21 protein-coding genes are annotated in these 22333 nt (G+C 71.5%); 11 read left to right on the forward strand and 10 right to left on the reverse strand.

Features of this window, described 5'->3' with window-relative positions:
- Positions 1-109: 109 nt before the first annotated feature.
- Entirely contained in the window at positions 110-997 is an 888-nt protein-coding gene (locus KF837_13670) for an AgmX/PglI C-terminal domain-containing protein (GenBank protein MBX3228363.1), read from the reverse strand.
- A 163-nt stretch (positions 998-1160) separates the two neighbouring features.
- Between KF837_13670 and KF837_13675 the strand changes: the two genes are divergently transcribed.
- The 3 genes from KF837_13675 (at position 1161) to KF837_13685 (ending at position 3416) form a co-directional block, all read left to right on the forward strand.
- Positions 1161-2420 carry a replication-associated recombination protein A gene (locus KF837_13675; GenBank protein ID MBX3228364.1) on the forward strand — a complete coding sequence of 420 codons (1260 nt, stop codon included), beginning with the start codon at positions 1161-1163 and terminating at the stop codon, positions 2418-2420.
- A 211-nt stretch (positions 2421-2631) separates the two neighbouring features.
- Positions 2632-2898 (forward strand): helix-turn-helix transcriptional regulator, encoded by a 267-nt coding sequence (locus tag KF837_13680; protein ID MBX3228365.1) that lies wholly within the window; start codon positions 2632-2634, stop codon positions 2896-2898.
- Between the two features lie 197 nt (positions 2899-3095).
- Entirely contained in the window at positions 3096-3416 is a 321-nt protein-coding gene (locus KF837_13685; GenBank protein MBX3228366.1) for a response regulator, read from the forward strand.
- On the opposite strand, the gene KF837_13690 is transcribed toward KF837_13685, so the two are convergent.
- Complete coding sequence (locus KF837_13690; GenBank protein ID MBX3228367.1) at positions 3397-4008, reverse strand: hypothetical protein; 612 nt, start codon at positions 4006-4008, stop codon at positions 3397-3399. The genes KF837_13685 and KF837_13690 overlap by 20 nt on opposite strands.
- A gap of 118 nt (positions 4009-4126) precedes the next feature.
- Here KF837_13690 and KF837_13695 point away from each other — a divergent pair, with 118 nt between their 5' ends.
- Together KF837_13695 and KF837_13700 are read left to right on the forward strand one after the other, a co-directional pair.
- The gene (locus KF837_13695; protein MBX3228368.1) at positions 4127-4384 is read left to right on the forward strand and encodes a TRL-like family protein; all 258 of its coding nucleotides are present in this window, start codon (positions 4127-4129) and stop codon (positions 4382-4384) included.
- Between the two features lie 9 nt (positions 4385-4393).
- On the forward strand, positions 4394-5245 hold the full coding sequence (locus KF837_13700; protein MBX3228369.1) for a hypothetical protein: 852 nt from the start codon (positions 4394-4396) through the stop codon (positions 5243-5245).
- Between the two features lie 23 nt (positions 5246-5268).
- Here KF837_13700 and KF837_13705 read toward each other — a convergent pair whose 3' ends face one another.
- On the reverse strand, positions 5269-5598 hold the full coding sequence (locus tag KF837_13705) for a tetratricopeptide repeat protein (protein MBX3228370.1): 330 nt from the start codon (positions 5596-5598) through the stop codon (positions 5269-5271).
- 50 nt (positions 5599-5648) lie between these two features.
- Between KF837_13705 and hpt the strand changes: the two genes are divergently transcribed.
- Complete coding sequence (hpt, locus tag KF837_13710) at positions 5649-6176, forward strand: hypoxanthine phosphoribosyltransferase (GenBank protein ID MBX3228371.1); 528 nt, start codon at positions 5649-5651, stop codon at positions 6174-6176.
- On the opposite strand, the gene KF837_13715 is transcribed toward hpt, so the two are convergent.
- Positions 6134-8956, reverse strand: coding sequence for a ComEC/Rec2 family competence protein (locus KF837_13715; protein ID MBX3228372.1), 2823 nt, complete (start codon positions 8954-8956; stop codon positions 6134-6136). The two genes, hpt and KF837_13715, sit on opposite strands and share 43 nt — an antisense overlap.
- Positions 8957-9160: 204 nt before the next feature.
- Between KF837_13715 and KF837_13720 the strand changes: the two genes are divergently transcribed.
- Positions 9161-10813, forward strand: a complete 1653-nt coding sequence (locus KF837_13720) for a serine/threonine protein kinase (GenBank protein ID MBX3228373.1) — start codon at positions 9161-9163, stop codon at positions 10811-10813.
- A gap of 21 nt (positions 10814-10834) precedes the next feature.
- Here KF837_13720 and KF837_13725 read toward each other — a convergent pair whose 3' ends face one another.
- A complete protein-coding gene (locus KF837_13725; GenBank protein ID MBX3228374.1) occupies positions 10835-11608 on the reverse strand; it encodes a hypothetical protein in 774 nt (257 codons plus the stop codon).
- A 65-nt stretch (positions 11609-11673) separates the two neighbouring features.
- Between KF837_13725 and KF837_13730 the strand changes: the two genes are divergently transcribed.
- Genes KF837_13730 through KF837_13740 form a run of 3 tightly spaced genes read left to right on the forward strand, consistent with a single transcriptional unit; the run spans position 11674 to position 13379 of the window.
- Complete coding sequence (locus KF837_13730) at positions 11674-11952, forward strand: hypothetical protein (GenBank protein MBX3228375.1); 279 nt, start codon at positions 11674-11676, stop codon at positions 11950-11952.
- Positions 11953-11967: 15 nt separating this feature from the next.
- Positions 11968-12303 carry a VOC family protein gene (locus tag KF837_13735; GenBank protein ID MBX3228376.1) on the forward strand — a complete coding sequence of 112 codons (336 nt, stop codon included), beginning with the start codon at positions 11968-11970 and terminating at the stop codon, positions 12301-12303.
- On the forward strand, positions 12300-13379 hold the full coding sequence (locus KF837_13740) for an ATP-binding protein (GenBank protein ID MBX3228377.1): 1080 nt from the start codon (positions 12300-12302) through the stop codon (positions 13377-13379). Before KF837_13735 ends, KF837_13740 begins: the two co-directional genes overlap by 4 nt.
- Here KF837_13740 and KF837_13745 read toward each other — a convergent pair whose 3' ends face one another.
- Positions 13380-13910, reverse strand: a complete 531-nt coding sequence (locus KF837_13745) for a hypothetical protein (GenBank protein MBX3228378.1) — start codon at positions 13908-13910, stop codon at positions 13380-13382.
- Positions 13911-13949: 39 nt separating this feature from the next.
- The gene (locus KF837_13750) at positions 13950-14687 is read right to left on the reverse strand and encodes a hypothetical protein (GenBank protein MBX3228379.1); all 738 of its coding nucleotides are present in this window, start codon (positions 14685-14687) and stop codon (positions 13950-13952) included.
- A 145-nt stretch (positions 14688-14832) separates the two neighbouring features.
- Here KF837_13750 and KF837_13755 point away from each other — a divergent pair, with 145 nt between their 5' ends.
- On the forward strand, positions 14833-15999 hold the full coding sequence (locus KF837_13755) for a helix-turn-helix transcriptional regulator (GenBank protein MBX3228380.1): 1167 nt from the start codon (positions 14833-14835) through the stop codon (positions 15997-15999).
- A 20-nt stretch (positions 16000-16019) separates the two neighbouring features.
- Here KF837_13755 and KF837_13760 read toward each other — a convergent pair whose 3' ends face one another.
- The 3 genes from KF837_13760 to KF837_13770 are packed head-to-tail and all read right to left on the reverse strand — an operon-like array spanning position 16020 to position 22333.
- The gene (locus tag KF837_13760; GenBank protein MBX3228381.1) at positions 16020-16535 is read right to left on the reverse strand and encodes a hypothetical protein; all 516 of its coding nucleotides are present in this window, start codon (positions 16533-16535) and stop codon (positions 16020-16022) included.
- On the reverse strand, positions 16535-17824 hold the full coding sequence (locus KF837_13765) for a patatin-like phospholipase family protein (protein MBX3228382.1): 1290 nt from the start codon (positions 17822-17824) through the stop codon (positions 16535-16537). Before KF837_13765 ends, KF837_13760 begins: the two co-directional genes overlap by 1 nt.
- Positions 17825-17878: 54 nt before the next feature.
- Positions 17879-22333 (reverse strand): protein kinase, encoded by a 4455-nt coding sequence (locus tag KF837_13770; protein ID MBX3228383.1) that lies wholly within the window; start codon positions 22331-22333, stop codon positions 17879-17881.

Raw genomic sequence — 22333 nt, forward strand, 5'->3', positions numbered from 1 at the left:
TCGGGCTCGCCATGCCCTTTGGTTCTGCCCGCTCTCGCTCGAGATCACAAGCTGGGCGATCGCGTGCGGACGACAGTCATCTGGGAGCAGAGTGACCAGTCGTCTTAATTCAACGACTTCCTTGACGAGGGTTGAAATTGAGTCTCGCGATCACTTTCGTCGTCTGCCCTGCGTTCTGACCGGTCGCGGGACGGAACTTCAGACCTTCGAGCACGCGCGCGGCGCACTGGAGGAGCGACTGGTCTCCCGTCCATGGATCGACGTGCGCCTTCGTCACGCGTCCGTCCACCGCGACGTCCATCGAGAACGTCCCCGTCGCTTCCACGGCGCGGCCCGCGCGCCGCGCGCTCTCGTCGCAGGCGTGGAGCTTCGCGCGCGCGGAGTCGAGCACGACGTACGCGTCGGCGGTGTACGCGTCGTTCGCGGTCGGCACCGTGCGGCGCACGCCGTCGCGCGAGGTGAAGGTCGCCGGGACCGTCACCGTCTCGGAGCCGGTCGCGGGAGGCGGGAGGCGGAGGCGCCGCGCGACGTCGACCATGCAGGTGAGCGACTCGGGCGCGAGCTCGCACGCGCCGTACGACTCCACCTTCGCGACGTTGCCGGCGCCGTCGATGCGCAGGACGATCGCGACGCGGCCGTCCTGCGTCGGGTGGCGAATGAGGCCTTTCCGGTAGCAGCTGCGGAAGTCCTTGTACGTCGCCTCGACCGCGATCTCCGTCATCGTGCGGTCCCTCGTCCGCGCCAGGACGTCGGGATCGACGGGGCGCGTGCCCGCGTCGGCCGGGACGGGCGGGGGGGACCACGGGGGGATGGGCGGGATCCAGTGCTGGCCGAGCTCACCCGGCGGCGGGCAGGTCATGAAGCGATCGACGCCCTCCGCTCGGATCTCGAGCTCGGGCAGATCGGCAGCGAGCGGTGTCGCGGGCTCCATCGCCTCGTTGGTCGAGGCGCCGGCGCCGCAGCCGATCGCGAGGAGCATGAGGACGCACGAACGCAAAGCGCTCCAGAATACCATCCCCTCGCGGCGCTGCCGCGCATTGGCTACGTTCTCGCGCGTGGCACGTCCGCGCACGCCCTCCGCGGTACAATCACCGACTTTGTTCGCGGCGGCGGCGCGCCGGGAGGCGGCGGCGAGCGGCGCGGTCCCGCTCGCCGAGCGCATGCGGCCCGCGCGGATGGACGACTACGTCGGCCAGGCGCACGTGGTCGGGGCGGGCAAGCTCCTCGCGAGCGCGATCGAGAAGGACCGCGTCCCGTCGCTCGTCCTCTGGGGGCCGCCCGGGGTCGGGAAGACGACGCTCGGCCGCGTGATCGCGGAGCGGACGAGGTCCGTGTTCGTCATGTTCTCGGCCGTGCTCGGCAGCATCGCGGAGCTCCGCGAGATCGTCGCCGCGGCGAAGGAGCGGCGCGACTTCAAGGGCGAGCGCACGATCGTCTTCGTCGACGAGATCCACCGCTTCAACAAAGCGCAGCAGGACGCGTTCCTCCCCCACGTCGAGGCGGGCACGATCACGCTCATCGGCGCGACGACGGAGAACCCCTCCTTCGCGGTGAACGCCGCGCTCCTGTCGCGGTGCAAGGTCTTCCGGTTGGAGTCGCTGCGCGAGGACGACCTCGTCGCGATCCTGCGGCGCGCGCTCGGCGACGCGGAGAACGGGCTCGGCGCGCAGACGCTCGCGGTCGCGGACGAGACGCTCCGCGCGATCGCGCGGCTCGCGCGCGGAGACGCCCGGCGTGCGCTCACCGTCCTCGAGTCGGCGGCGGCCTTCGCGGCCGCGCGTGGAGAGACCGCGCTGACGGTGGAGACGCTCGCCGCCTCGGAGGAGAAGGCGCCGCTCCTCTACGACAAGGCGGGCGAGGAGCACTACAACGTCGTCAGCGCGTTCATCAAGTCGATGCGCGGCTCCGATCCCGACGCCGCGGTGTACTGGATGATGCGGATGCTCGACGCCGGCGACGACCCGCTCTTCGTGCTCCGGCGGATGCTCATCTTCGCGAGCGAGGACGTCGGCAACGCCGATCCGCGCGCGCTCATGGTCGTGACCGCGGCGGACGAGGCGTTCCGGCGGATGGGCATGCCGGAGGGCATGTACCCGCTGACGCACGCCGCGATCTACCTCGCGTGCACGCCCAAATCGAACGCGGTGAAGAACGCGTGGCAGCGGGCGCGCGCGTTGATCGAGCAGCACGGCGCGCTGCCGGTCCCGCGGAAGCTCCGGAACGCGGTGACGAAGCTGATGAAACAAGAGGGCTACGGCGCCGGCTACAAGTACGCGCACGACTACGACGAAGGCGTCGTCCCCGGCGAGACGTACCTCCCTGACGAGCTCGCGGGAGAGGGCCCGCTCTACGAGCCGACCGAGCACGGCGAGGAAGCGCGCATCCGCGCCCGCCTCGCCGCGCTCCGCAAGCGCGACTGAGGCTCCGCGCCGGCGTTGGGTCAACCTGTCACGGCGGGGCAACCGTGAGACACGCTTGGCGCACCGCGCGCGCGGTTCCGGGACGCTACGGCGCGCTCATGGTGGCGTGGGCGTTGCTCCGTAACTCAGCATCATGCCTCGAAGGGAAGCGCCCGACAGCCTGTCTCTCGCCGTGGGTGAGCGGATCAGGAAACTTCGGCTCGAAGAAGGAATGACGATCGAGCAGCTCGCGGCGGAGAGCAACACGGGCTCCAAGGGCCACCTCTCCAACATCGAGCGTGGCCTCGTTCGCCCGAACATCCACACACTGAAGCAGATCGCCGACGGGCTCGGCGTGAAGGCGCTCGATCTCTTGACCTTCCCGAAGCGGAGCGTGCGTGAACGGCTCGTCGACATGACGCGACACATCAGCCGGAGCCGCCTCGCGGAAATGGTGCGCGACGCTGCGCGCTGGCTGTCGCACCACGCCGGCTCGTGAACATCGGGGCACTCTGCCTCGTGCGGCAACGAGGTTCATCCCTTCAGCTTGTTTGTCGTGACAAACAGAAGGGTTACAGTCCATGGGCTTCGTGGCGGGGATCCTGCAACACTGTCCCAGCGACGCGGTACTCCGCGATGGAACTGGCACGTTTCGTCATCCTCGTCGTCGAAGACGACCCTGATGCTCGAGAGCTGATGCAAGCTGTTCTCGAGCAGCGTGGCGCCGCCGTCCATACGGCGGACTCGGTCGCGCTCGCGCTCGAGCTCTTCGAGGACGTGAAGCCCGACGTCGTCATCTCCGACATCGCGATGCCGGAGGAGGACGGCTTCGGGTTGCTGAAGCGCATCCGCGCGCTGCCGGCTTCGCTCGGCGGGGCGAAGCCCGTCATCGCGCTCTCGGCCTACGTCGCGAAGTCCGATCGCGACCGCGCGCTCGCGGCGGGGTTCGCGCGCTACCTCTACAAGCCCGTCGACTTCGAGGAGCTCGTCAACGCGATCACCTCGAGCGTGGTCTGAGGCTGGGGCGCTCGATCAGCGCCGCCGACAGGCCGAAGACGAGCGAGCGGACGTCGTCCGACCCGAGCACGAAAGGGTGATACTCGGTCGCCGCGAAGGCGTGCACGGCGACGGCGCTCGTCTGCACACCGCACGCGACGCCGGCTCGCGGCGCGGCGCCGCCGATCGCGAACCGGGCGCGCGCGACGCCGGCCGTGAGCCACGAGACGCCGACGAATGCATACGCCTCGAGGACCGAGAGCCTCACCCCGCCGGTCAGCTCCACGTACGGCAGCGTCAGCAGGAGGCTCTTGTCGTCCGCGCGCAGCATGGCGCCGGACGCGCCACCCGCGCGCCACCAGCGGAGCTGCGGAAACGCGCCGAACACCAACCCGAGCTGGAGGCCGGTTCGCGAGACGTCGCGTGTGTCGTTGCTCCGCGAAGCCGTCAACCCGGCGCTGACGCGCGTCTCACGCGCATGATGAGCGAAGCGGAGCGGCGCGGGAGGCTCGCCCTCCGCCGCGCGCGCGACGCTCGCGGAGCTCGCGAGGCCGAGCGCGAAGACGCAGGCGCTTCGCGTGGGCCATCGTGCAGACGGGGCGAGGGCGCGCACGGCCCCTTCCTTTAGCAGACGGGGGTCCCTTGCTCGCGACGATAGGAACATGATACCTGCATTCACCATGCGGGGTCTCATCGTCGCGCCGTTGTTTGCGCTGTTGGTTGGTTGCGCCATGCCCACCCAGGCGCCGGTGCAAGGGCTCATCTACACCGGTGTCGAGGGACATCAGTCGGCGACGTCGAATCCCGTCGGCGGAAAGCGCGGCGAGGCCTGCGCGTTCTCCATCCTCGGGATCATCGCGATCGGCGACGCCAGCGCGGCGACGGCCGCGAAGAACGGCGGCATCACGAAGATCGGCCTCGTCGACAGCGACATGATGGGGATCCTCGGCATCTACGGCAGCCACTGCACGGTCGTCCACGGCGAGTAAGGGCGCGCGATGAGATCCTCCGATCACGCGCTTCAACGCCGGCTTCTCACGATGGCGAAGATGGCGGCCATCGCGTTCGTCGCGTCCGGATGTGGCCGGCTTTATCCATACCGCGCTCCGCTGAACGGGACGCTCATCAACACGACGAAGTCGAGCCAGTCCGTCACCGAGAACGCGCTCGATGAGCCCGAGACGCGGAGCGCGGAGAGCTGCGCGGCCGGTTTCGCGTTGTTCTATCCGGTCTCCTTCTCGTTCGGTGACGGGTCGGCGTACAAGGCAGCGCAGCAGACGCGCCTGAAGCGCGTGGCCGTCGTGGACCGCTCCGAGGTCGGCGTGCTGGGCCACTTCGCCAAGGTGTGCTCCGTCACCGTCGGGAGCGCGGCGGAGACCGCGCCTGCCGCGTCCGCGCCCGCGTCCGTCACGCCGGCGGCGTCCGCCACGCCGGCGGCATCGGTCACGCCGCTGCCCGCGCCGGCCGCGCCCGTCGCTCCGAGCGCGTCCGCGGCGCCTATCGCGCCGCGCTCGCGTGGCGGCGGAGAGCATGCGGTCCGGTGCTCGCTCGTCTGCATGCAGGTCACGGACAGCGGAGCGACCAACCTCTCGGCAGCGGACCAGCGTCAGATCGAAAATGGTCTCATGCCGCTCCTCGACGAGGCGGCGCGGTGTCCCTCGAGCGGCTCCGCGGCGAACCAGCTCCAGCTCACGCTGACGTTCGACGGACGCGGGGCGCTCGACGGCGTCGCCGGCACGACTCCCTCGCGCGGGGGGCCGGCGGCCGAGTGTCTGACGTCCCTCAAGACGAAGCTCGTGATGTCGGGGCCCCCGGGCCGCACGCTGAAGTGCACGCAGTACTGCAACTGAGCCGCGCGCTCCGCTCCCGGGCTTCACTCGAGCAGGTCGAGCGCCGCCTCTAGCTCGCCGAGCGCGTGGCTGTCGCCCTTCTTCTTCGCCTCTTCGATCCCGGCCTCGAGCCACGATCGCGCCTCGTCCGCGCGCGCGATGCCCTCCAGCATCTGCCCGCACATCAGGTACATCGCGACGTAGTCGGGCTTCATCGCGCGGAGCTGGGTGAACGTCTGGAGCGCCTCGTCCCAGCGTTCGAGCTTGCGGTACTCCATCGCGAGGCCGTACCAGGCGAGCGGATCGGTCGACCCCTCGGCGGTGGTCTTCTCGAGGAAGGCGAGGCGTTTGCTCGCGTTGTTCGCAGCGATCATGGCGTCTGCCTCTTTACTTCCGCGCGCACCTGTCCGAAAGGGGCAGCAGCATGAGCGAACGTATCGTCACGATGCTGTCCGACCAGGAGATCGCCGCGCGGGTGAAGGAGCTCGGCGCGACGATCACGAAGGACTACAAGGACCGGAGCCTCGTCCTCGTGGTCGTCCTGAAGGGCAGCTTCCTCTTCGCCGCCGACCTCTGCCGCGCGATCGACATGCACAACGTGCGGATCGATTTCCTCGGCGTCCGGTCCTACGGCGAGGGCACGGAGTCGAGCGGCGTCGTGCAGATCACGCAGGACCTCTCGAAGCCGATCGCGGACGAGGACGTCCTCATCGTCGAGGACATCGTCGACACGGGCCTCACGATCGCGCACCTGATGGACCTGTTCCGCACGCGCCAGCCGCGGAGCGTGAAGGTCTGCGCGCTCCTCCACAAGCCCGCGCGCGCGCGGGTGCAGGTCCAGATCGACTACCTGGGCTTCACGATCGAAGACAAGTTCGTCGTCGGCTACGGGCTCGACTTCGCGGAGCGCTATCGCAACCTCCCGTTCATCGGCGTCGTCGAGCGGAACTGAGCGCGCACGTCGAGCGAGCGCCCGTCGGTCGTCACGACGACGGAGCCTTCCTGGTCCGTGCGTAATACACGTATCCGCGCGGCGTCGAGGTTCGTGAGGGCCTCTCCGTGGGGGTGGCCGAAGCGGTTCCGCACGCCGCACGACACGATCGCGACCTCCGGCGCGACGCGGGCGAGGAACGCGGGCGTCGACGACGTGCGCGAGCCGTGATGCCCGACCTTCAGCACGTCGGCGCGGAGATCGACGCCGCCGCGGACGAGCTCCTCTTCTTCCGTGTGCTCCGCGTCGCCGGCGAAGAGCAGCGCCCGCTCGCCGTAGCGGATGCGCACGACGAACGAGTTGTCGTTCGCGCCGCGGTCCGGCGCCAGGGACGGGCACGGCGCGAGCACCTCGACGACCGCTCCGCCGAGCCGCCGCACGCCGCAGAGCGCGCGTGGTCCGAGCACGGGCACGCCGCGCGCGCGGAGCTCGCGGAGCAGCTCGGCGTACGCGCCGCCGGTCCCTTCGTCCTCGCCCTGCCCCGTGTCCCAGAACGTCTCCGGCGTCGCGTGCGCGAGGGCGGCGGTGAGGCCGAGGAAGTGGTCGGGATGGGGATGGGAGAGGATCACGGCCGCGAGCCGTCGCCGCCGCCGCGCTTCGAGGAGCGCCCCGACCGCGCGCTCGCCCACGTCGATCGGGCTCCCCACCAAGCCGCCGCCGTCGATGAGCAGCGCGGAGCCGTCGGGCAGGTCGACGAGCGCGGCGTCGCCCTGCCCCACGTCGATGTAAGTTGCACGCAATACGCCGATCGGCGCGCCGCGCGCGCGGACGAGCAGCTCGAGCGCGACGAGGGAGACGGCGGCGGCGCCGAGCCAGCGCCGCGGGCGAGCGGCGAGCGCGGCGGCGGCGGCGGCGACGGCGCACACCGCGAGCTGCGCTGCGGTCGGGGCGGGGATCGGGACCGTGGCCCACGTGAAGCAATGCGCGACGAGACGGACGAGCACGAGCGCGCCGGACGCCGCGAGCGCGCATCCACGCTCCGCGTCCGCCCAGCCACCGAGCAGCGCATGGAGGAGGCAGAGCGGCAGCGCCGCGGCCTCCCCGATCGGCACCGCGACGAGGTTCGCGACGAGCCCCCCAAGCGCCAACTCCGGCGCAATCGTCGCAAGCACCGGCGCACACGCAACGGTCGCCCCCACCGTCGCCGCCAACGGCTTCGCGACGATCCCAAGAACGCGCCCAAGAACGCGCGCCCCCCACGCCCCACGCTCCGACGCATCGCCGCCCCATGTGTCGCCCCGTGCGTCGCCGCTCCGTGCGTCGCCGCCCCATGTGTCGCCCCGTGCGTCGCCGCTCCGTGCGTCGCCGCTCCGTGCGTCGCCGCCCCATGTGTCGCCCCGTGCGTCGCCGCCCCATGTGTCGCCCCATGTGTCGCCGCCCCTGGCGCCCCCATCCCCGGTTCCCTCCCCAAGCCGGGCCCCAGAAGCGGCCGCGAAAGCGGTCGCGAAGCGACCCTCGCGCTCCGCGCGAGGGCCGTGTCTGGGGTGGGGGTGTCGGGGGCAAAGCCCCCGACGTTGAGCAATACACGCTTCGATCGGGCGTGCGAGGGCGAGGAGGCCTCCGGTGGCGAGGGCGGAGAGGACGAACGAGACGTCGAAGGCGGCGAGGGGATCGGCGATGCTCATCGCGACGAGGGAGAGGCCGAGCGCGCGCCATGGCTCGGTGCGCCGGCCGAGCGCGCGCGCGAGGAGCACGACGGTGCACATCCACGCGGCGCGGATGGCGGAGCCGCTGCCGCCGGCGAGGTCGGCGTAGAGCCAGGCGCAGGGGATCCCCACCGCCGCGGCGACGCGCATGACGTCGCCGCGCTCCGCGATCGCCGGCACGCGCAAGAGCGCCGCGCGCAGCAACGCGACGAACCCCATGACGACGAGCACGAGGTGCATCCCCGACACCGCGAGCAGATGCGCGAGCCCGCTCCGGCGAAACGCGCGCGCGTCGACGTCGGCGAGGTCGTCCTCCCCGAGCACGAGCGCGCGCGCCATCGGCGCGGTGTCGGCGGGGAACGTCGCGACGATGCGTGCGCGAAGCCGCACGCGGGCGCGATCGACCAGCGCGCCGGCGCCGAAGCCTCGCGTCGCGACGACGAGGTCCTCCGCGCCGCCGGAGAGCAACACACCCCGCCGCGCCGACGCAGGCCGCGGATCGCCGACCCCGTCGTTCCAGAACCGATACGGCGGCGCAAGCGACGCGATCCCCTCGACCCGATCGCCACGTCCAGGCACGACCATCGCGTCCGCATCGACATGAAGCGCAAGCCGCGTATCGCGTCGCCCGGCACCGTCGCCCGCCGCGGCGGCGTCGTGAGGCGCGAGCTGGAGTTCGGCACCGTCTCCCGTCGCGCCAGCGTCGTGAGGCGCGAGCCGGCGGGCGGGGCGCTCGGGGGCGCTGGCGGCGGGGCGCTTCTCGCCGTGGCAGTCGAGGCGGTCGGCGTCGACGATGATGCGGTAGCCGCCGCCGATGAGGGCGGGGGAGCGCGCGACGTGGCCTGCGAAGGTGCAGCGCGTCGGCCAGCCGCCCTCCGCGACGACGTCGGCGCGCGCGGCTTCGAAGCGGCGTAGCGTGAGCGCCGCGCGGCCGTAGCCGATCGCGAGCGCGACGGCGGCGAGCGCGACGAGCCACCTCCGTCGCCGCAGCAGGATCGCGATCGCGAGCGCCGCGCACGCCGTCTCGAGCGGCGCGACCAGGCCGAGCGCCCCTCCACACAGCGCGAGCCCGAGCCAGAGCACGGCGTCCTTCACGCGTGCGCCGGTTGCAGCGAGCGCGCCAACGTCGCGCTCGAGTCGTTCTCGGTGGTTGGCGTGCGTGACCATATGGCCCGGGCCGGCCGGGGCCAGGCCAGGGGCCAGTTGGAGAGCGTTGCGGCGAAGGCGGGTCTGTCGATACCCTGTGAGACGGCCGCGTCGTTCATGAGTCAGCGTTTTTACCGGTGCCCACACTGCCGCATGCCGCATGCAGCGTCGGAGCGGTTGTGCCCGAACACCGGGCTCCGCCTCGAGCCGCGCCGGCAGACCGCCGATCCGCGTGAAGCGCGCGAGTCGCGGGACGCCTCCGCCCGCGCCGGCGCCCCTCCCGTCGTGCCCCCGCCCGCCGCGTCGAAGCCCCGCGTCGCCGACGCCCCGTCTCCCGGCCGCGAGCCCACCCGCGAGCAAGAAGAGCTGATCGGCAAGACGATCAACGGTCGCTACCAGATCAAGGGCATCCTCGGCGAAGGCGGGATGGGCACCGTCTACGACGCCGAGCACCTCGGCCTCAGCCGGCAGGTCGCGGTGAAGGTGCTGAGCCCGTCGCAGGCGAAGAAGCGCGTCGCGGTGAAGCGCTTCCAACAGGAGGCGCGCGCGGCGGGCGGCATCGGTCACCCCAACATCTGCGAGGTCTACGACCTCGGCCAGCTCGAGGACGGCAGCCCCTTCCTCGTGATGGAGCGCCTCGGCGGGCAGACCCTCGCCGATCGCATCGGCAAGGAAGGCGGGCTTCCGTACGGCGACGTCGTCGAGATCATGTCGCAGGTGCTCTCCGGCCTCGTCGCCGCGCACGAGAAGGGCATCATCCATCGCGACATCAAGCCCGAGAACATCTTCCTCGCGCGGCGCGTGGGGGCGCAGCCGATCATCAAGCTGCTCGACTTCGGCGTCTCGAAGATGCTGCCCGAGTTCCAGACGAGCGAGGACGCGCTCGACCTCACGCGCACCGGCATGGTGATGGGCACGCCCTATTACATGTCGCCCGAGCAAGCGCGCGGCGAGCGCAACCTCGACGGCCGCGTCGACGTCTACGCGTGCGGCGTCGTCCTCTACGAGGCGATCGCCGGCAAGCGGCCCTTCCTCGCGCCGAACTACAACGCGCTCCTCCTCGCGATCATCAACAACTCACCGCGCCCGCTGCGCGACTACCGGCCGAACATCCCGCCCGAGCTCGAGATCATCATCGCGCGCGCGATGGCGAAGAGCCGCGCCGATCGCTACGAGTCGGCGAAGGCGTTCCTGCGCGACCTCTCGCCGGTGCCGGCCGCGGAGCCGAGCGCGAGCCGCCTCCCGCCGCCGCCCACCCCGGAAGAGCGCCGTCGCGCGCCCGTCCTCGGCGGCCAGGCGAGCGCGCCGCGGTCCCGCCGCGAGACGGGCCCGATCTTCGAGCCGCCCCGATCTCGGCGCGTCCCCGAGCCGCCGCCCTCGCGTCCCGCCGCGCCGTCGCGCCCGCACAGCGACTCGATCGACATCCCGATCGTCGTCGACGAGGAGGACAACACCGAGATCTATCAGCCGCGCCACGCGCCGCCGCCCGCGCCTTCGCGCCCGCGCACGACCCCGCGCTGGACCGAGCCGCAGACGCACCTCACCGCGCCGACCGCGCCGTCCGCGCCCACCGCGCCCACCGCGCCGACCGCCCCCGCGCGTTCGAGCCGCCCGCGCGATCGCGACCGCGAGCCGCCGCCGCCGCCGATCGTCGAGACGAGCGGCCCCTACTTCGACGAGATGCCGACCACGATCCCGGACCGCCCCGCGTCGTCGCGGCGGCAGGAGCCGCCGTTCAACCCGGAGGAGACGGTCCAGGCGGGCAAAGGCGTGCTGCCCGAGCTCGATCGCCGCCGCCGCCGCTGAGCGAAAGCGAACCCCGAGGAGCTACATCCCGAGCACGGCGCCGACGGCGCCGACGAGGCCGCCGAGGATCCCGAGGCCGGCCATTACCACGCCGACGATGAAGCCGGTGAGGAGCTTGCTCGTGAGCTGCTCCTCCGTCTTGTTCGTGAGGATGAGCTCGCCGTGCGTGCCCATGCCGTGGAACATCACGAGCTGGCTGCCCGGCACCATGCGGTACCCGTCGTGCACCGGCGGGCCCGCGTCGCGGCGTGACGGACCGAGCGCGTAGAGCGGATCGTTCGGCGAGAGGACCTCCTCCTCGTAGCGCATGCTCTTGTTGAAGCCGAGCCACGACGTGCTCTTCAGCCCGCGCGACTGGAGGAACCCCTCGAGGTGGGGGGCGGCGTCGTTGAACGTGCCGCTCGACGCGATGTTCTGCTTGTCGAGCATCACGTTCGCGCCGTTCGGGAGGATGCGCGCCATCTGACCGGAGCCGTCGTCGACCATGAACGGCCGCTGGTCGATCTCCGTGAGGATGGTGTGCCAGTAGGTATTTCGGCCGGACGACCGAAGCTCCTGCACCGTGACCCGGCACCATACCGCGTGGCGCCCGCTGAACGGCGTCTGGAGCACCCCCTGCTCGCTCGGCTGGATACGCCCCTTGATCTCGACGACGTTGTTGCCCGGTGCCTGCGCGATCGGCGACGTCGGCGTCGCGATGATGCGCTGGCGCCGCTGGAAGTTCTTGATGTTCACCACCGTGACGATGGCGCCGATGAGGAACAGGATCCCGCCGATGACGAGCAGTACGGCCATGGACTCGATGCTACAGGATGCAGCGCCGCGCGCCGTCTGCTAGAAGGGTGACAAATCGCATGTCGATGAAGCGTGCCAAGCAGCGGACGGGCGGTCGCGAGAAGGACATCGAGACCGACTTCTGGGCCAAACCCACCCAACCCGAGAAGAGCTGGGAGGAGCAAGTCGAAGGCAAGGAGGACGAGAGCTTCGTCCCCTACCGCCTCGCGGACAAGTACACCAAGGGGCAGCTCTTGCTGCACACCAAGTTCGGCAAAGGCGTCGTCGTCGACGCCGACACGTCGCGGGTCGAGATCCTCTTCCAGGAAGGGAAGAAGAAGCTCGGTCACGGTCAGGCGTCGTAGATGATCGCCGGCGGCATGGTCACGCTGTTCGTGCGTGACGCGAAGGTCGCCGTCCGCTTCTACGTCGAGACGCTCGGCATGAAGCTCGTCGCCGAGCGCGACGGCGCGGCGACGCTCGACGCCGGCGACGGCTTCCTCGTCGAGCTCCAGAACGGCGCGCTGGCCAAGACGCGCTCCGAAGACGGAACACCATCTCCCCGCGGCGAAGCGCCGGTGCCGCTCGTCACCTTCTACCCGAAGGTCCCGCTCGCGGAGGCGATCGCGATCTACGAGAACCGCGGCGTCGTCTTCGACGAGGACGGCCGCTTCGCGGACGCCGACGGCAACGCGCTCTGCCTGCGAGCGCGTTGAGCGCCGCTACCCTCCTCTTCCCGCCGCGTCCGCGCGGATTGAAAGGGCGCGCGACCGAGCTCACCGTCCTCGCGCGCACGATCGAGCAGACGAAGCCCGCGCGCCTCGCGCTCGTCGGCGCGGGCGGGAGCGGCAAGTCCATGCTCGCCGCCGCGCTCGCGTACCGGCTCCCGATGCCGCGCGACTGGTTCCGCATCGGCGCGTGGGACTACCGCACGCTCCTCGAGATGCTCGCGCTGCGCTGGGGCACGACGCGCGACCGCCGCGCGATCGAAGGCGCGCTCCGGCGCTTCCTCGCGCGTGAAGAGCGGCTCGTCGTGCTCGACAACCACGAGGACGACGCCGCGACCGCGCGCCTGCTCGACACCCTCGCCGGGACGAAGGCGACGTTCCTCGTCACCGCGCGCCGCTGCCTCCTCGCCGGCGTCCTCATTTTCCCCGTCACCGCGCCGCTCGTCACCGCGGGCAAGACCGCGTTCCCTCGCGTCGCCGCGCTCACGCGCACGTTGCGCTGGAACCCGCTCGCGCTCGACATCGCCGACGCGATCGTCGGCTCGCGCGCGGTGAGCGTCGCCGCGCTCGCGCGCTTCCTCGACGCGCAGGGCATCGGCCGCGTGCGCGTCATCGATCACGAGGACGACCTGCCCGAGGTCTCGCTCCTCGTCGACTGGGCGTGGGAGCGGCTGCCTGCTGCGAGCCGGCGCGTGCTCGCCGTCCTCGCGCACGCGTTCGGCGACCACGTCGACGCGCGCTCGCTCGCGACGCTCGCCGACTGCGACGAGGACGCGATCGCGCCGCTCGAGCGCTGGCACCTCGTGCAGGAGTCGATGCCGCGCCGCTTCGCGCTCCACGCCGTCGTCCGCTACGCGCTGCAGAAGCGCACGACCGCCGACGCGGCGCGGACATTCGTGTATTACATGGATTTGCTGGAAAACGAGCCGGAGCGGATCGACGCCGAGCAGACGCACCTCTTCGCCGCGATGGACCACGCCCATCGCACGTCGGACATGCACGGCATGCTCCGCGTGGAGCGGCTCCTCTCGCGCTTGGAAGCGGGCCCCTCGCGCGGTCGATGATCACTTGCGGCAGCCGGGCCTCTCCATCGCCTTCTTCACGGCGTTGCAGTCCTTCGCCGCCTCGATCTCCTTCGCGCAGGCCGGTGAGATGCGGGTGCGGAAGGGATTGGTGCACCCGACGCAGCAGCCTTCGTCGCTGACGCCCACGCAGTCGACGGCGCGCCCGCACGCGTTCGGAGGCAGCGTCGCGCCGGCGTTGGGCGGGCAGTCGATCGGCGTATCGCCGGACGTCGCGCTCTCGTGGAGGAAGCACCGTCGTGCTGGGCCGTCGAAGATGAAGCATGGCTCGTTCCTGACGTCGTCTCTGCATCGCGGCAGGTCCGTTCGCGGCGGCGGCGGCGGTGGCGGCTCGGCGTCCGGAGCGCTCACCGCAGGGAGCGTGGAGGACGCGAGGGCCGGCGCGCCCGCTTCGACCTCGACAGGCTCCACCGCCGCGGGCGCCGGCGCCGCTGCCGGCGGCGGCGAAGGTGCTCCACACGCAACGCCGAACGAGGTGCCGACGAGCAAGACCGCAACGACACGCGCGCTCACCGCGTGAATCTACTCGTCCTGCGTTCCCAACGGGTCACTTCAGTAGAGGCACCCTCCCGAGACGCCGCGGCGGCCGCACTTGCAGCTTCCCGAGCGACAGCTGTAGCAGTCCGACGAGCACTTCGAGCTGCAGCTGCTGTCCGAGGTGCACTCGCTGCTGCTGCCCGACGAGCCTCCGCCGCCGCTGCTCGACGGCGACGCAGGCGCCTTCCACTTCAGCCCCGCGCACGACGACGCCGGGCCCTTCTCCGAGCACGCTCGCTTCACGCGCGCGGACGACATGCACGCGCTCACCTCGGTGTGCTCGCCGTAGCCCGGGCGTCCTTCGCACGTGCCGTAGTGGCCGTTGCACGAGCACGGGTGGCCGGTGACCGGGCTCGTCGACTCGCAGCACAGGCTGTCCTTCTCCGTCTTGACGCAGTTGCTCCGGCGGACGTCCGCGCTCTCGAGCTGCGACGCGCCCGGGACGAAATCGCAGTTGCACTCGTCGCTGCTGTCGATGTGCGCGCACACGTACGTCGAGCACTCGCACGTCGTCGACTCGCCGGCGGCGTCGAGATCGAAGCAGCACTGCCAATCGCCCGCGCCGCAGGAGTCGACGGGCGACTCGTCCTGTCCGAGCGAGAACGTCTCGGTCGAGCAGCGGCAGCCGAGCGAGGACTTCGCGCAGTAGATCTTCGCGGCCGGCGCGCTCGTGCCCGAAGAGCCGGACGAGCACGCCACGAGGAGGATGCCGATGGCACCGACGGCAGCGGCCACGCGCTGTGCGATACGCATGATTCGTCTTCATACCGTGCGACCCGCCGTCGTCGCTTTGGTCATTTCTTTGCCGCGGCGGCGTCAATTGAGCAACTCGTTCGGCGTCATGAGAGAGGAGCTCACGAGGCGAGCGGTTATTCTCTCTTTACGACAGGGGGTGGCGGTGAGGACGGTTCGTTCGAAGGCGGATTGGGTGGAGGTGCTGGACGCCGCGTACGACGCCGCGGAGGACGACACGGCGTGGGGCAGGCGCCTGCTCGACGTCGGAGCCCGCGTCTTCCGCGACGCGCAGCTCCTCGGGGTGACGATGCTGGCGCACGACGCGTCCTGCTCGTCCGCCGAGATCGTGCTCGGGCTCGGACCACCCGCGATCTCGCGTGACGTCCTCGCGGCGACGCGTCAGCTCGGCATGGCCTTCGTCCGCGAGCATTTCTATCCGCCGTCCCTCGTCACGACCCACCTCGAGGTGGGGGTGCGGATGCAGCGGGAAGCGCGCGAGCGAGCCGCGGCGCTCCGCGCGAGCTGGGGATGCGTGGACGGTCTCGGCCTGTGCGTTCACCCGGACCCCGGCCTCGCGCTCGTGTTCTACGCCGGCTTCGACCGCGAGCTGTCTCTCTCGGCGCGCGAGCGGCGGCTCCTCACGCAGCTCGCGCTGCACGTCGAGACGAGCTGTCGTCTCCGGCGCCGCCCCGACGTCGTCACGGCCGTGATCGGCGCCGACGGACGGCTGCTCCACCGCGGAGACGACGCGCCGCGGGCGTCGTCGATGTCGGCGCACGTCGCTCGGATCGAGCGCGCGCGGACGAGGAGCCGCCGGCGGACCACCGAGGCGCTCGACCTCTGGAGCGCGCTCGTGGACGGGCGCGCGACGCTCGTGCCGCGGAGTGAGGGCTCCCGTCGTCACTACCTCGTCGTCGACAACGCGCCGGCGACGCAGCCGCTTCGCGCGCTCACGCACGGGGAGCTCGACGCGCTCTCGTTCGCGGCGCGGGGGCTCTCCTCGAAGCTCATCGGATACTCGCTCGGCGTCTCGGAGCCGACCGTCTCCTCGCGCCTGGCGAGCGCCGCCGCGAAGGTGGGCCTCGCGACGCGCATCGAGCTCGTGCGCCTCGCGGCGATGCTCACGCGGGACCCGCGCGCGCGGTTCGAACGGATGGCGCTCACGACGGCGGAGCGCGACGTCCTCGCCTTGCTCGCGCAGGGCCTCTCGAACCGCGACATCGCGCGGATCCGCCGGCGATCGGTCCGGACGATCGCGAACCAGGTCGCGCACCTCCTTCGCAAGACGAGCACGTCGTCGCGGAGGGCGCTCGCCCTCCGGCTCTCATGACCGCCGCCGGCGCCGAGGGGTCACTTCGCGCTCGGGAGCGGGACCTCGAGCGAGACCTCGCTCGGCGCGTCCTTCACGATGATGAAGCCGAGGTCGAGGTGGCGGCGCACGGGCAGACACACCGAGTGATTGACCGCGTCGCACACGACGATGTCGATCTCGCCGGTGAGCGTCGCGTTCGGCGTCTTCGGCAGCGGCTGCACCTTCATCGTGTACCCTTGCTTCACCGCGCTGCCCGTCGTCTTCGCGTCCGCCGGCGCCTCCGCGAGGCCGTCGCTCCGGTTCCAGCGCACGCGGAACGGCGCCTCGTCGTTGATCTCCGTGCCCTTCGGCGCGAGCCACTTCAGCTTCACCTGCGTCACGACGTCGGGCTGGACGCGGATCTCCTCCATCTCGAGCTTCTCGAGCTTCGCCGGTCCGGCGTCGGCGGCGACCGCGAGCGACGCCGCCGCGGAGGGCGCCGGAGCAGGCGCGGGCGCGGGCGGCTTGTCCTTCTCGCAGGCGGCCAAGAGCGCGATCGCAAAGAGGATTCGCATTACGTACCGATCGGTAGGGTAAGAGACGGCTTGTCCCAGATGCCGGAGTCGTCCGGCTCGTGCATGCCGCCGCTCTCGTCGCCGGCGTCCTCGAAGAAGGTGAGGATCTCGTCGCGGCGCGCGTGCGCGTCGGCGCGGCCCATCTCGATGAGCTGGCGGCAGAAGTGCCCGTCGAAGAGGAGGTAGCTCGCGAGGTCCGCCTCGTCGCCGACGCCCATGTCGAGCGCGTTGAGGAGGCGCCGCGTGAGGAACGGGTTGCCGATCAGCTTGCCGCTCCGGACGTGCTCGCTCGCGAGCTTGCCCATGTCCTCGCTCGGGCGCAGCGTGAACGGGACCACCTTGCGATAGGCTGGCTGGTTCCGCTTCTCGGCCTCGCGCGACATCGCCTCCGTGAACCCGGGACCGAACTGGTAGGTCCCGTCTTCGAGCACGTTGTTCATGCGCTCGAGGAGCTCGAGGTCGACGTCGACGTGATCGAGGAGGAACGCGTTGAGGACCTTGCCGAGGAGGAAGGCCGCGCCGGGCGCCTTCACGTCCCGCCCCGCCTCGTGCGCGCCGACGCCCTTGAACTCGCGCGAGCTGCCGATCGCGAAGATGTGCGTCGCGCCGAGGCGCAGCGCCGGCGAGATCGGCGTGTTCTGGCGGAGACCGCCGTCGAGGTAGAGCTCGTCGTCGATCTTCACCGGCGGGAAGAGGAGCGGGATCGCGGCGCTCGCGAGCGCGTGGTGCGGGCCGATGTGGTCGGCGCGGAAGAGCGTGCGCGGCGGCGACGTCTTCGGGATGTCGACGTCGGGCGCGGTCTGCATGAAGACCACCGTGCGGCCGTTCGAGACCTCGGTCGTGGAGACGGTGAGCGCGCGGAGCTGCTTCCGCCGGAGCGCGCGGGCGAGGGCGCGCCAGCTGATCTCGCGCTGCACGAGCTCCGCCATCGGCGTGACGTCGAAGAGCCCGGTCCCCGCCTCGCCGCCGCCGAGGAGGAGGCGCGGGATCCCCGCGAACTGCCGCACACCGAACCCGAGCACGCGCGTGATCTGGAGCTCGCTCCAGAGGTGCACGAGGCGGCGCATGCCGAGGACGGGATCGGTGAGGTGCGCCGCGAGGTAACACGCGTTGATCGCGCCGACGCTCGTCCCGCAGAGGATGTCGACCCGCGGCGGCGAGCGCCGGATGCGCGAGAGGTCGTCGAAGATGTACCAGAGGACCCCGACCTCGTAGGCGCCGCGCGCACCACCTCCGGAGAGGATCATCGCTGTGCGGCGGCTCGGCCGAGTCGTTGCCTGCTGAGTCATGGAAATCGGGAGGGTCTCGCGCGCCCCCGAGCCAGTCGAGATGATAACCGGCTTTTACTTGCGGCTGCTAAGAGATGCGGTCGATTCGTCGCGCGCGCGCTCGGGCATCGGCGTGTCGTCGAAGAGCGTCGCGACGAGCGGGCGCTCGGCGAAGCGGCGCTTGAGGCGCGTGTCGCGGATCGTGCCGACGAGCGCGGCCGCGTAGTCGACCGCGCGCTGGCGCGCTTGCGGCGCCTGCGGAGACGCCGCGCGCTTCAGCGCGTCGGCGCAGAGGACGCGGATCTCGAGGCCGTACTCGCAGCCCTGGAGCGCCTCGACCGCGCCGAGCGCCGTCGTCGCGAGGAGCGTCGCGGCGTGGACCTCGCCCGCGTCGACGCGCGCCGCCGCCTCGCAGGCCATCGCGTAGAAGTGGTACGCGACGAGGGCCTGGTGCTCCGCGGAGCGGCGCGCGACGAGCGCGTTGTGGATCGCCATCGGCGCGTCGCGGCGGTAGCGCGCGAGCGCGGCGCCCACCACCGCGGCGTGGGTGACGTCGTACGCGTTGCCGGTCGACTCCGTGAGCGCGGCGGCCTCTTTGATCCACGCCTCCGCGCCGTCGACGTCGCCGAGCTCGAGCAGCACCTCGGCCGAGACGAGGAGCGTGTCGGCGCGGCCGTCCTGATCGCCGTAGCGCTCGTGCGCCTCGCGCGCGCGCTTGAGGTACGCGAGCGCGCGCGGCATGTCGCCGAGGCGGGCGTAGGAGTGGCCGATGTTCGTGAGCGTCTTCGCGAGCTGGAAGCGGCCGCCGATCGAGAGGTCGATCCGGATCGACTCGAGCGCGAGCGCGATCGCGTCTTCGTAGCGGCCTTGCACGAACATCGCGTACGCGAGCGCGTTCTTGGCGCGCGCCTCCTGCCGGCGCGCCCCCACCTTGCGGAACACCGCGATCGCCTCGACGTACGCGTCGACCGCCTCGCGCACGCGACCGACGCGGCGGAGGAGGACGCCGCGCGTGCGCAGGACCTCGGCGCGCGTCCGCGCGGGGACGCCGGGGTTCACGGTCGGGTTGCACGCCGCGAGCGCGCGATCGGACGCGGCGAGCGCGCCCTGCACGTCGCCGATCTCGCGCGAGAGCTCGCTCACGAAGAGCTCCGCCTCGATCTCGAAGGTCGGGATCCCGGCGCCGTGGGCGAGGCTCGCCGCCTGCTTCGCGACCGGGAGCCCGTGCGCGAGGCGGCCCTCGTCGAGGTCGAAGCGCGCGGTGCGCAGGAGCGCGAGCACGGCCGCGCGCGGGTGGCCGATCGCCTTCGCCGCGCGCCGCAGCGAGTCGAGGTGCCGGACGCGGTCCGCCTTGCGGCCGAGCATGCGGAACGTGCCCTCGAGCGCCTCGTAGACGCCGAGCTTCTGGAGCCCGTTCTCGGGCAAGAACTGCGCGGCGCGGAGGTAGTAACGGATCGCGAGCTGGGTCTGGTAGGCGTTCCGCGCGGCGTTCGCGGCCTCGAGGTAGAACACCGCCGCGCGCTCCGGCGCCTCGCCCTTCACGAGGTGGCGCGCGACGATCGCGGCCGACACGCCGCGCGCGAGCGACGTCTCGGCGAGGTGCTGTCCGAGCGCGCGGTGCATCCGCGCGCGGGTGGTGGAGTCGAGGTTCGCGTAGGCGACGTCGCGCGTGAGCGGGTGGCGGAAGTCGAGGACGTCGCCCTTGCGATCGCAGAGGCCGCGCGCGCAGAGCCGCATGATCGCGTCCTCGCTCGCGCGGAGCGACGAGCGCGTGTTGAGCTTCGCGAGATCGGCGAGCCCGAGCGGGCCGCCCGCGATCGCGAGCCAGTCGACGATGACGCGCTCGGAGCCGGGGAGCTCCGCGATGCGGTCGGCGAGGAGCTGCTCGAGCGTCGACGGCAGGCCCATCGCGTCGAGATCGCCGACGCCCTCGCGCACGAGCGCGTCGTCCTTGATCTCGAGCACGCCGCGCTCGAGCAGCGCGTCGATCATCTCGAGGAGGTAGAACGGATTGCCGCCGACGCGCGGCATCAGCTCCGCGCAGATCTGACGCACGCCCGTCTTCACGTTGAGGCGCGCCTCGACGAGGCGGATCTGCTCTTCGCTCGAGAGCCCCTGCAGCTCGATGCGGACCTTTCCCTCGAGGAGGTGGAGCACGCGCTCGTCGTTGCGCGTGACGAGGACGACGAGGACGGGGACGGGATCGCCCTGCTTGAGCAGCTCGACGAGGAGATCGAGCGACGGTTTGTCGGCCCACTGCAGGCCCTCGATGACGATGACGAGCGGCTCTTGCAGTGCGACCGCGCCGACGAGGTGGCGCACGCCGCTCAAGAGGAGCTTCTTCCGGTAGTGCGCGTCCTCGTCCTCGCCGCCGGCGCGCTCCTGGTTCGACGCGATCTCGGCGAGGCGCGTGATCATCGGGTTCGACGCGTCGGCGTCGGCGTTGCCGCCCGCGCGCGCGATGAGGTACGCCATGTCGTCGAACGACTCGTCGCCGCTCGCCCCGACCGCGTCGCGCACGAGATCGGCGACGGTGCTGTAGGGGACCTCGATCCGGACGGGGGAGCACTCGGTGCGCACGAGCCGCGCGTTCGGCGGCAGCTCCGCGAGGAACGTCGCGACGAGCGCGGTCTTGCCGATCCCGAGCTCGCCGACGACCGCGCGCGCGGTGACGACGCCGCGCTGTTCTTGACGCGCTCGAGGTACCGAGCGCTTACGCACCGCGTGGTGGTACGCGGCGTGGAGCTCGGCCTTCTCCGCGTCGCGGCCGATGAGGTCGTTCTGCGCCGCGGCCTGCTCTTGCGCCTTCTCCTCGCGCGAGAGCGAGCGCTCGAGCATGTAGATCCGCATCGTCGGCGGCAGGTTCTGCACCGGCGCCGCGTCGCCGCGGTGAAGGTCGAGGGTCGGCGCGTCGCGCCAGCGGAAGCCGCGGCGCACCTGCCGGTAGACGCCGCCCGCGACCCAGGTCGTGTCGATCGGCGTCGCGCGCGCGAGCACGTCGGCGAGGTACGTCACCGGATCGTGCAGCACGTAGCGGACGAGGTTCCCCTCCGGATCGCGCGTGCCCGACGCGATGCCGCGGACGATCGAGAGCGACGCGCCGACGGGGGAGGGGAGGTCGTCGGCGATGCCTTGGAGCGCCTCGTGCGTTTCGACCGCGAGCCACGCCGCGTCGGACGCGGCCTTCGCGGGCTTCGCGCCGAGGCCGGCGATCGCGCGCGCCTCGAAGTCGCCGGACCAGACCCAGCGCATCCCGCGCTTGTAGGCCATGTCGCCGAGCATCGAGCGCGACCGCTCGAGCGCGCGACCGAGCGCGCGCTTCTCCGTCTCGTCGAGGACCTCGCGGTTGGCGCCGGGCACGAGCCGCAGCGTCACGATCGCGACGTGGCGCACCTCGCGCGCCTCGGTCTTGCGCGAGAGCGGCCCCGGCGGCGAGCTCTTCGACGTGCCGCCGCTCGGCGGCGACGAGCGGCTGCCGGGCCGGTTCGAGTCGCGCGCGCCGTCGCCTTGCGAGAGCGCGGCCGGCGCGGCCGCCTGGGTGTGGTGCTCGTTGAGCGGCGCGGGGGCGAAGCTCTCGATCGTGTCGAAGTGGCGCGTCTGGCGCGGGACGAGCTCGGCGATCGTGTGCTCGAGCGCGGACGCGTCGACGAGGACCTGCCGCACGAGCATCGCGCGCATGATCGCGGCCGCGACGTCGCGTCCGGTCGTGAAGCGGTCCTCGGGCTTCGGCGCGAGGAGCTTCATCACGATCGTCTCGAGCTCGGGCGGGATGTCGGTGCGGTAGACGCTCGGCGCCTCGACCTCCCCCGATCGCACGATGTCGAGCAGCGCCTCGCCGCCGAGCCCGCCGTGGAGCGGGCGCCCCGCGAGGCACTCCCACAGGATCACGCCGAGCGAGTAGAGATCGCTCCGGCGATCGACCTTCTCCGCGCGCGCCTGCTCGGGCGACATGTACCCGAACTTGCCCTTGAGCACGCCGGCCTCGTCGTCGACGAGCCGCGCGCTCGCGATGCCGAAGTCGGCGATCTTCACGACGCCCTCGAACGAGAGGAGGACGTTCTGGGGAGAGACGTCGCGGTGGACGATCTCGAGCGGGGTCCCGCCCTCGTCGCGCTTCTCGTGCGCGTAGTGGAGGCCCTTCGCGGCCTCGGCGATGATCCACGCCGCGTCCCACGGCGGGAGGCGCGTCGCGGCCTGCTTCGCCGCGCTCATGAGGTGGCCGAGGTCGCAGCCCTCGACGTACTCCATCGCGAGGATGTGGCCTTCGTCGCCCTCGTTCGAGAACTCGTAGACCTGGACGACGTTGGGATGGTTGAGCCGCGTCGCGAGCTGCGCCTCGTCGATGAACATCGAGCGGAAGCGCCGCGACGTCGTGTATCCGGGGAGGATCCGCTTGACGACGACGATCTTGTACGTGCCCTCGGCGCCGCGCTTCTTCGCGAGGAACACCTCCGCCATCCCGCCGGATCCGAGCCGGCGCACGATCTCGTACTGGGCGATCTGATGAGGGATCGGCGCGGCGCTGGGCAT

The sequence above is a fragment of the Labilithrix sp. genome (assembly GCA_019637155.1).
Lineage (GTDB): Bacteria > Myxococcota_A > Polyangia > Polyangiales > Polyangiaceae > Labilithrix.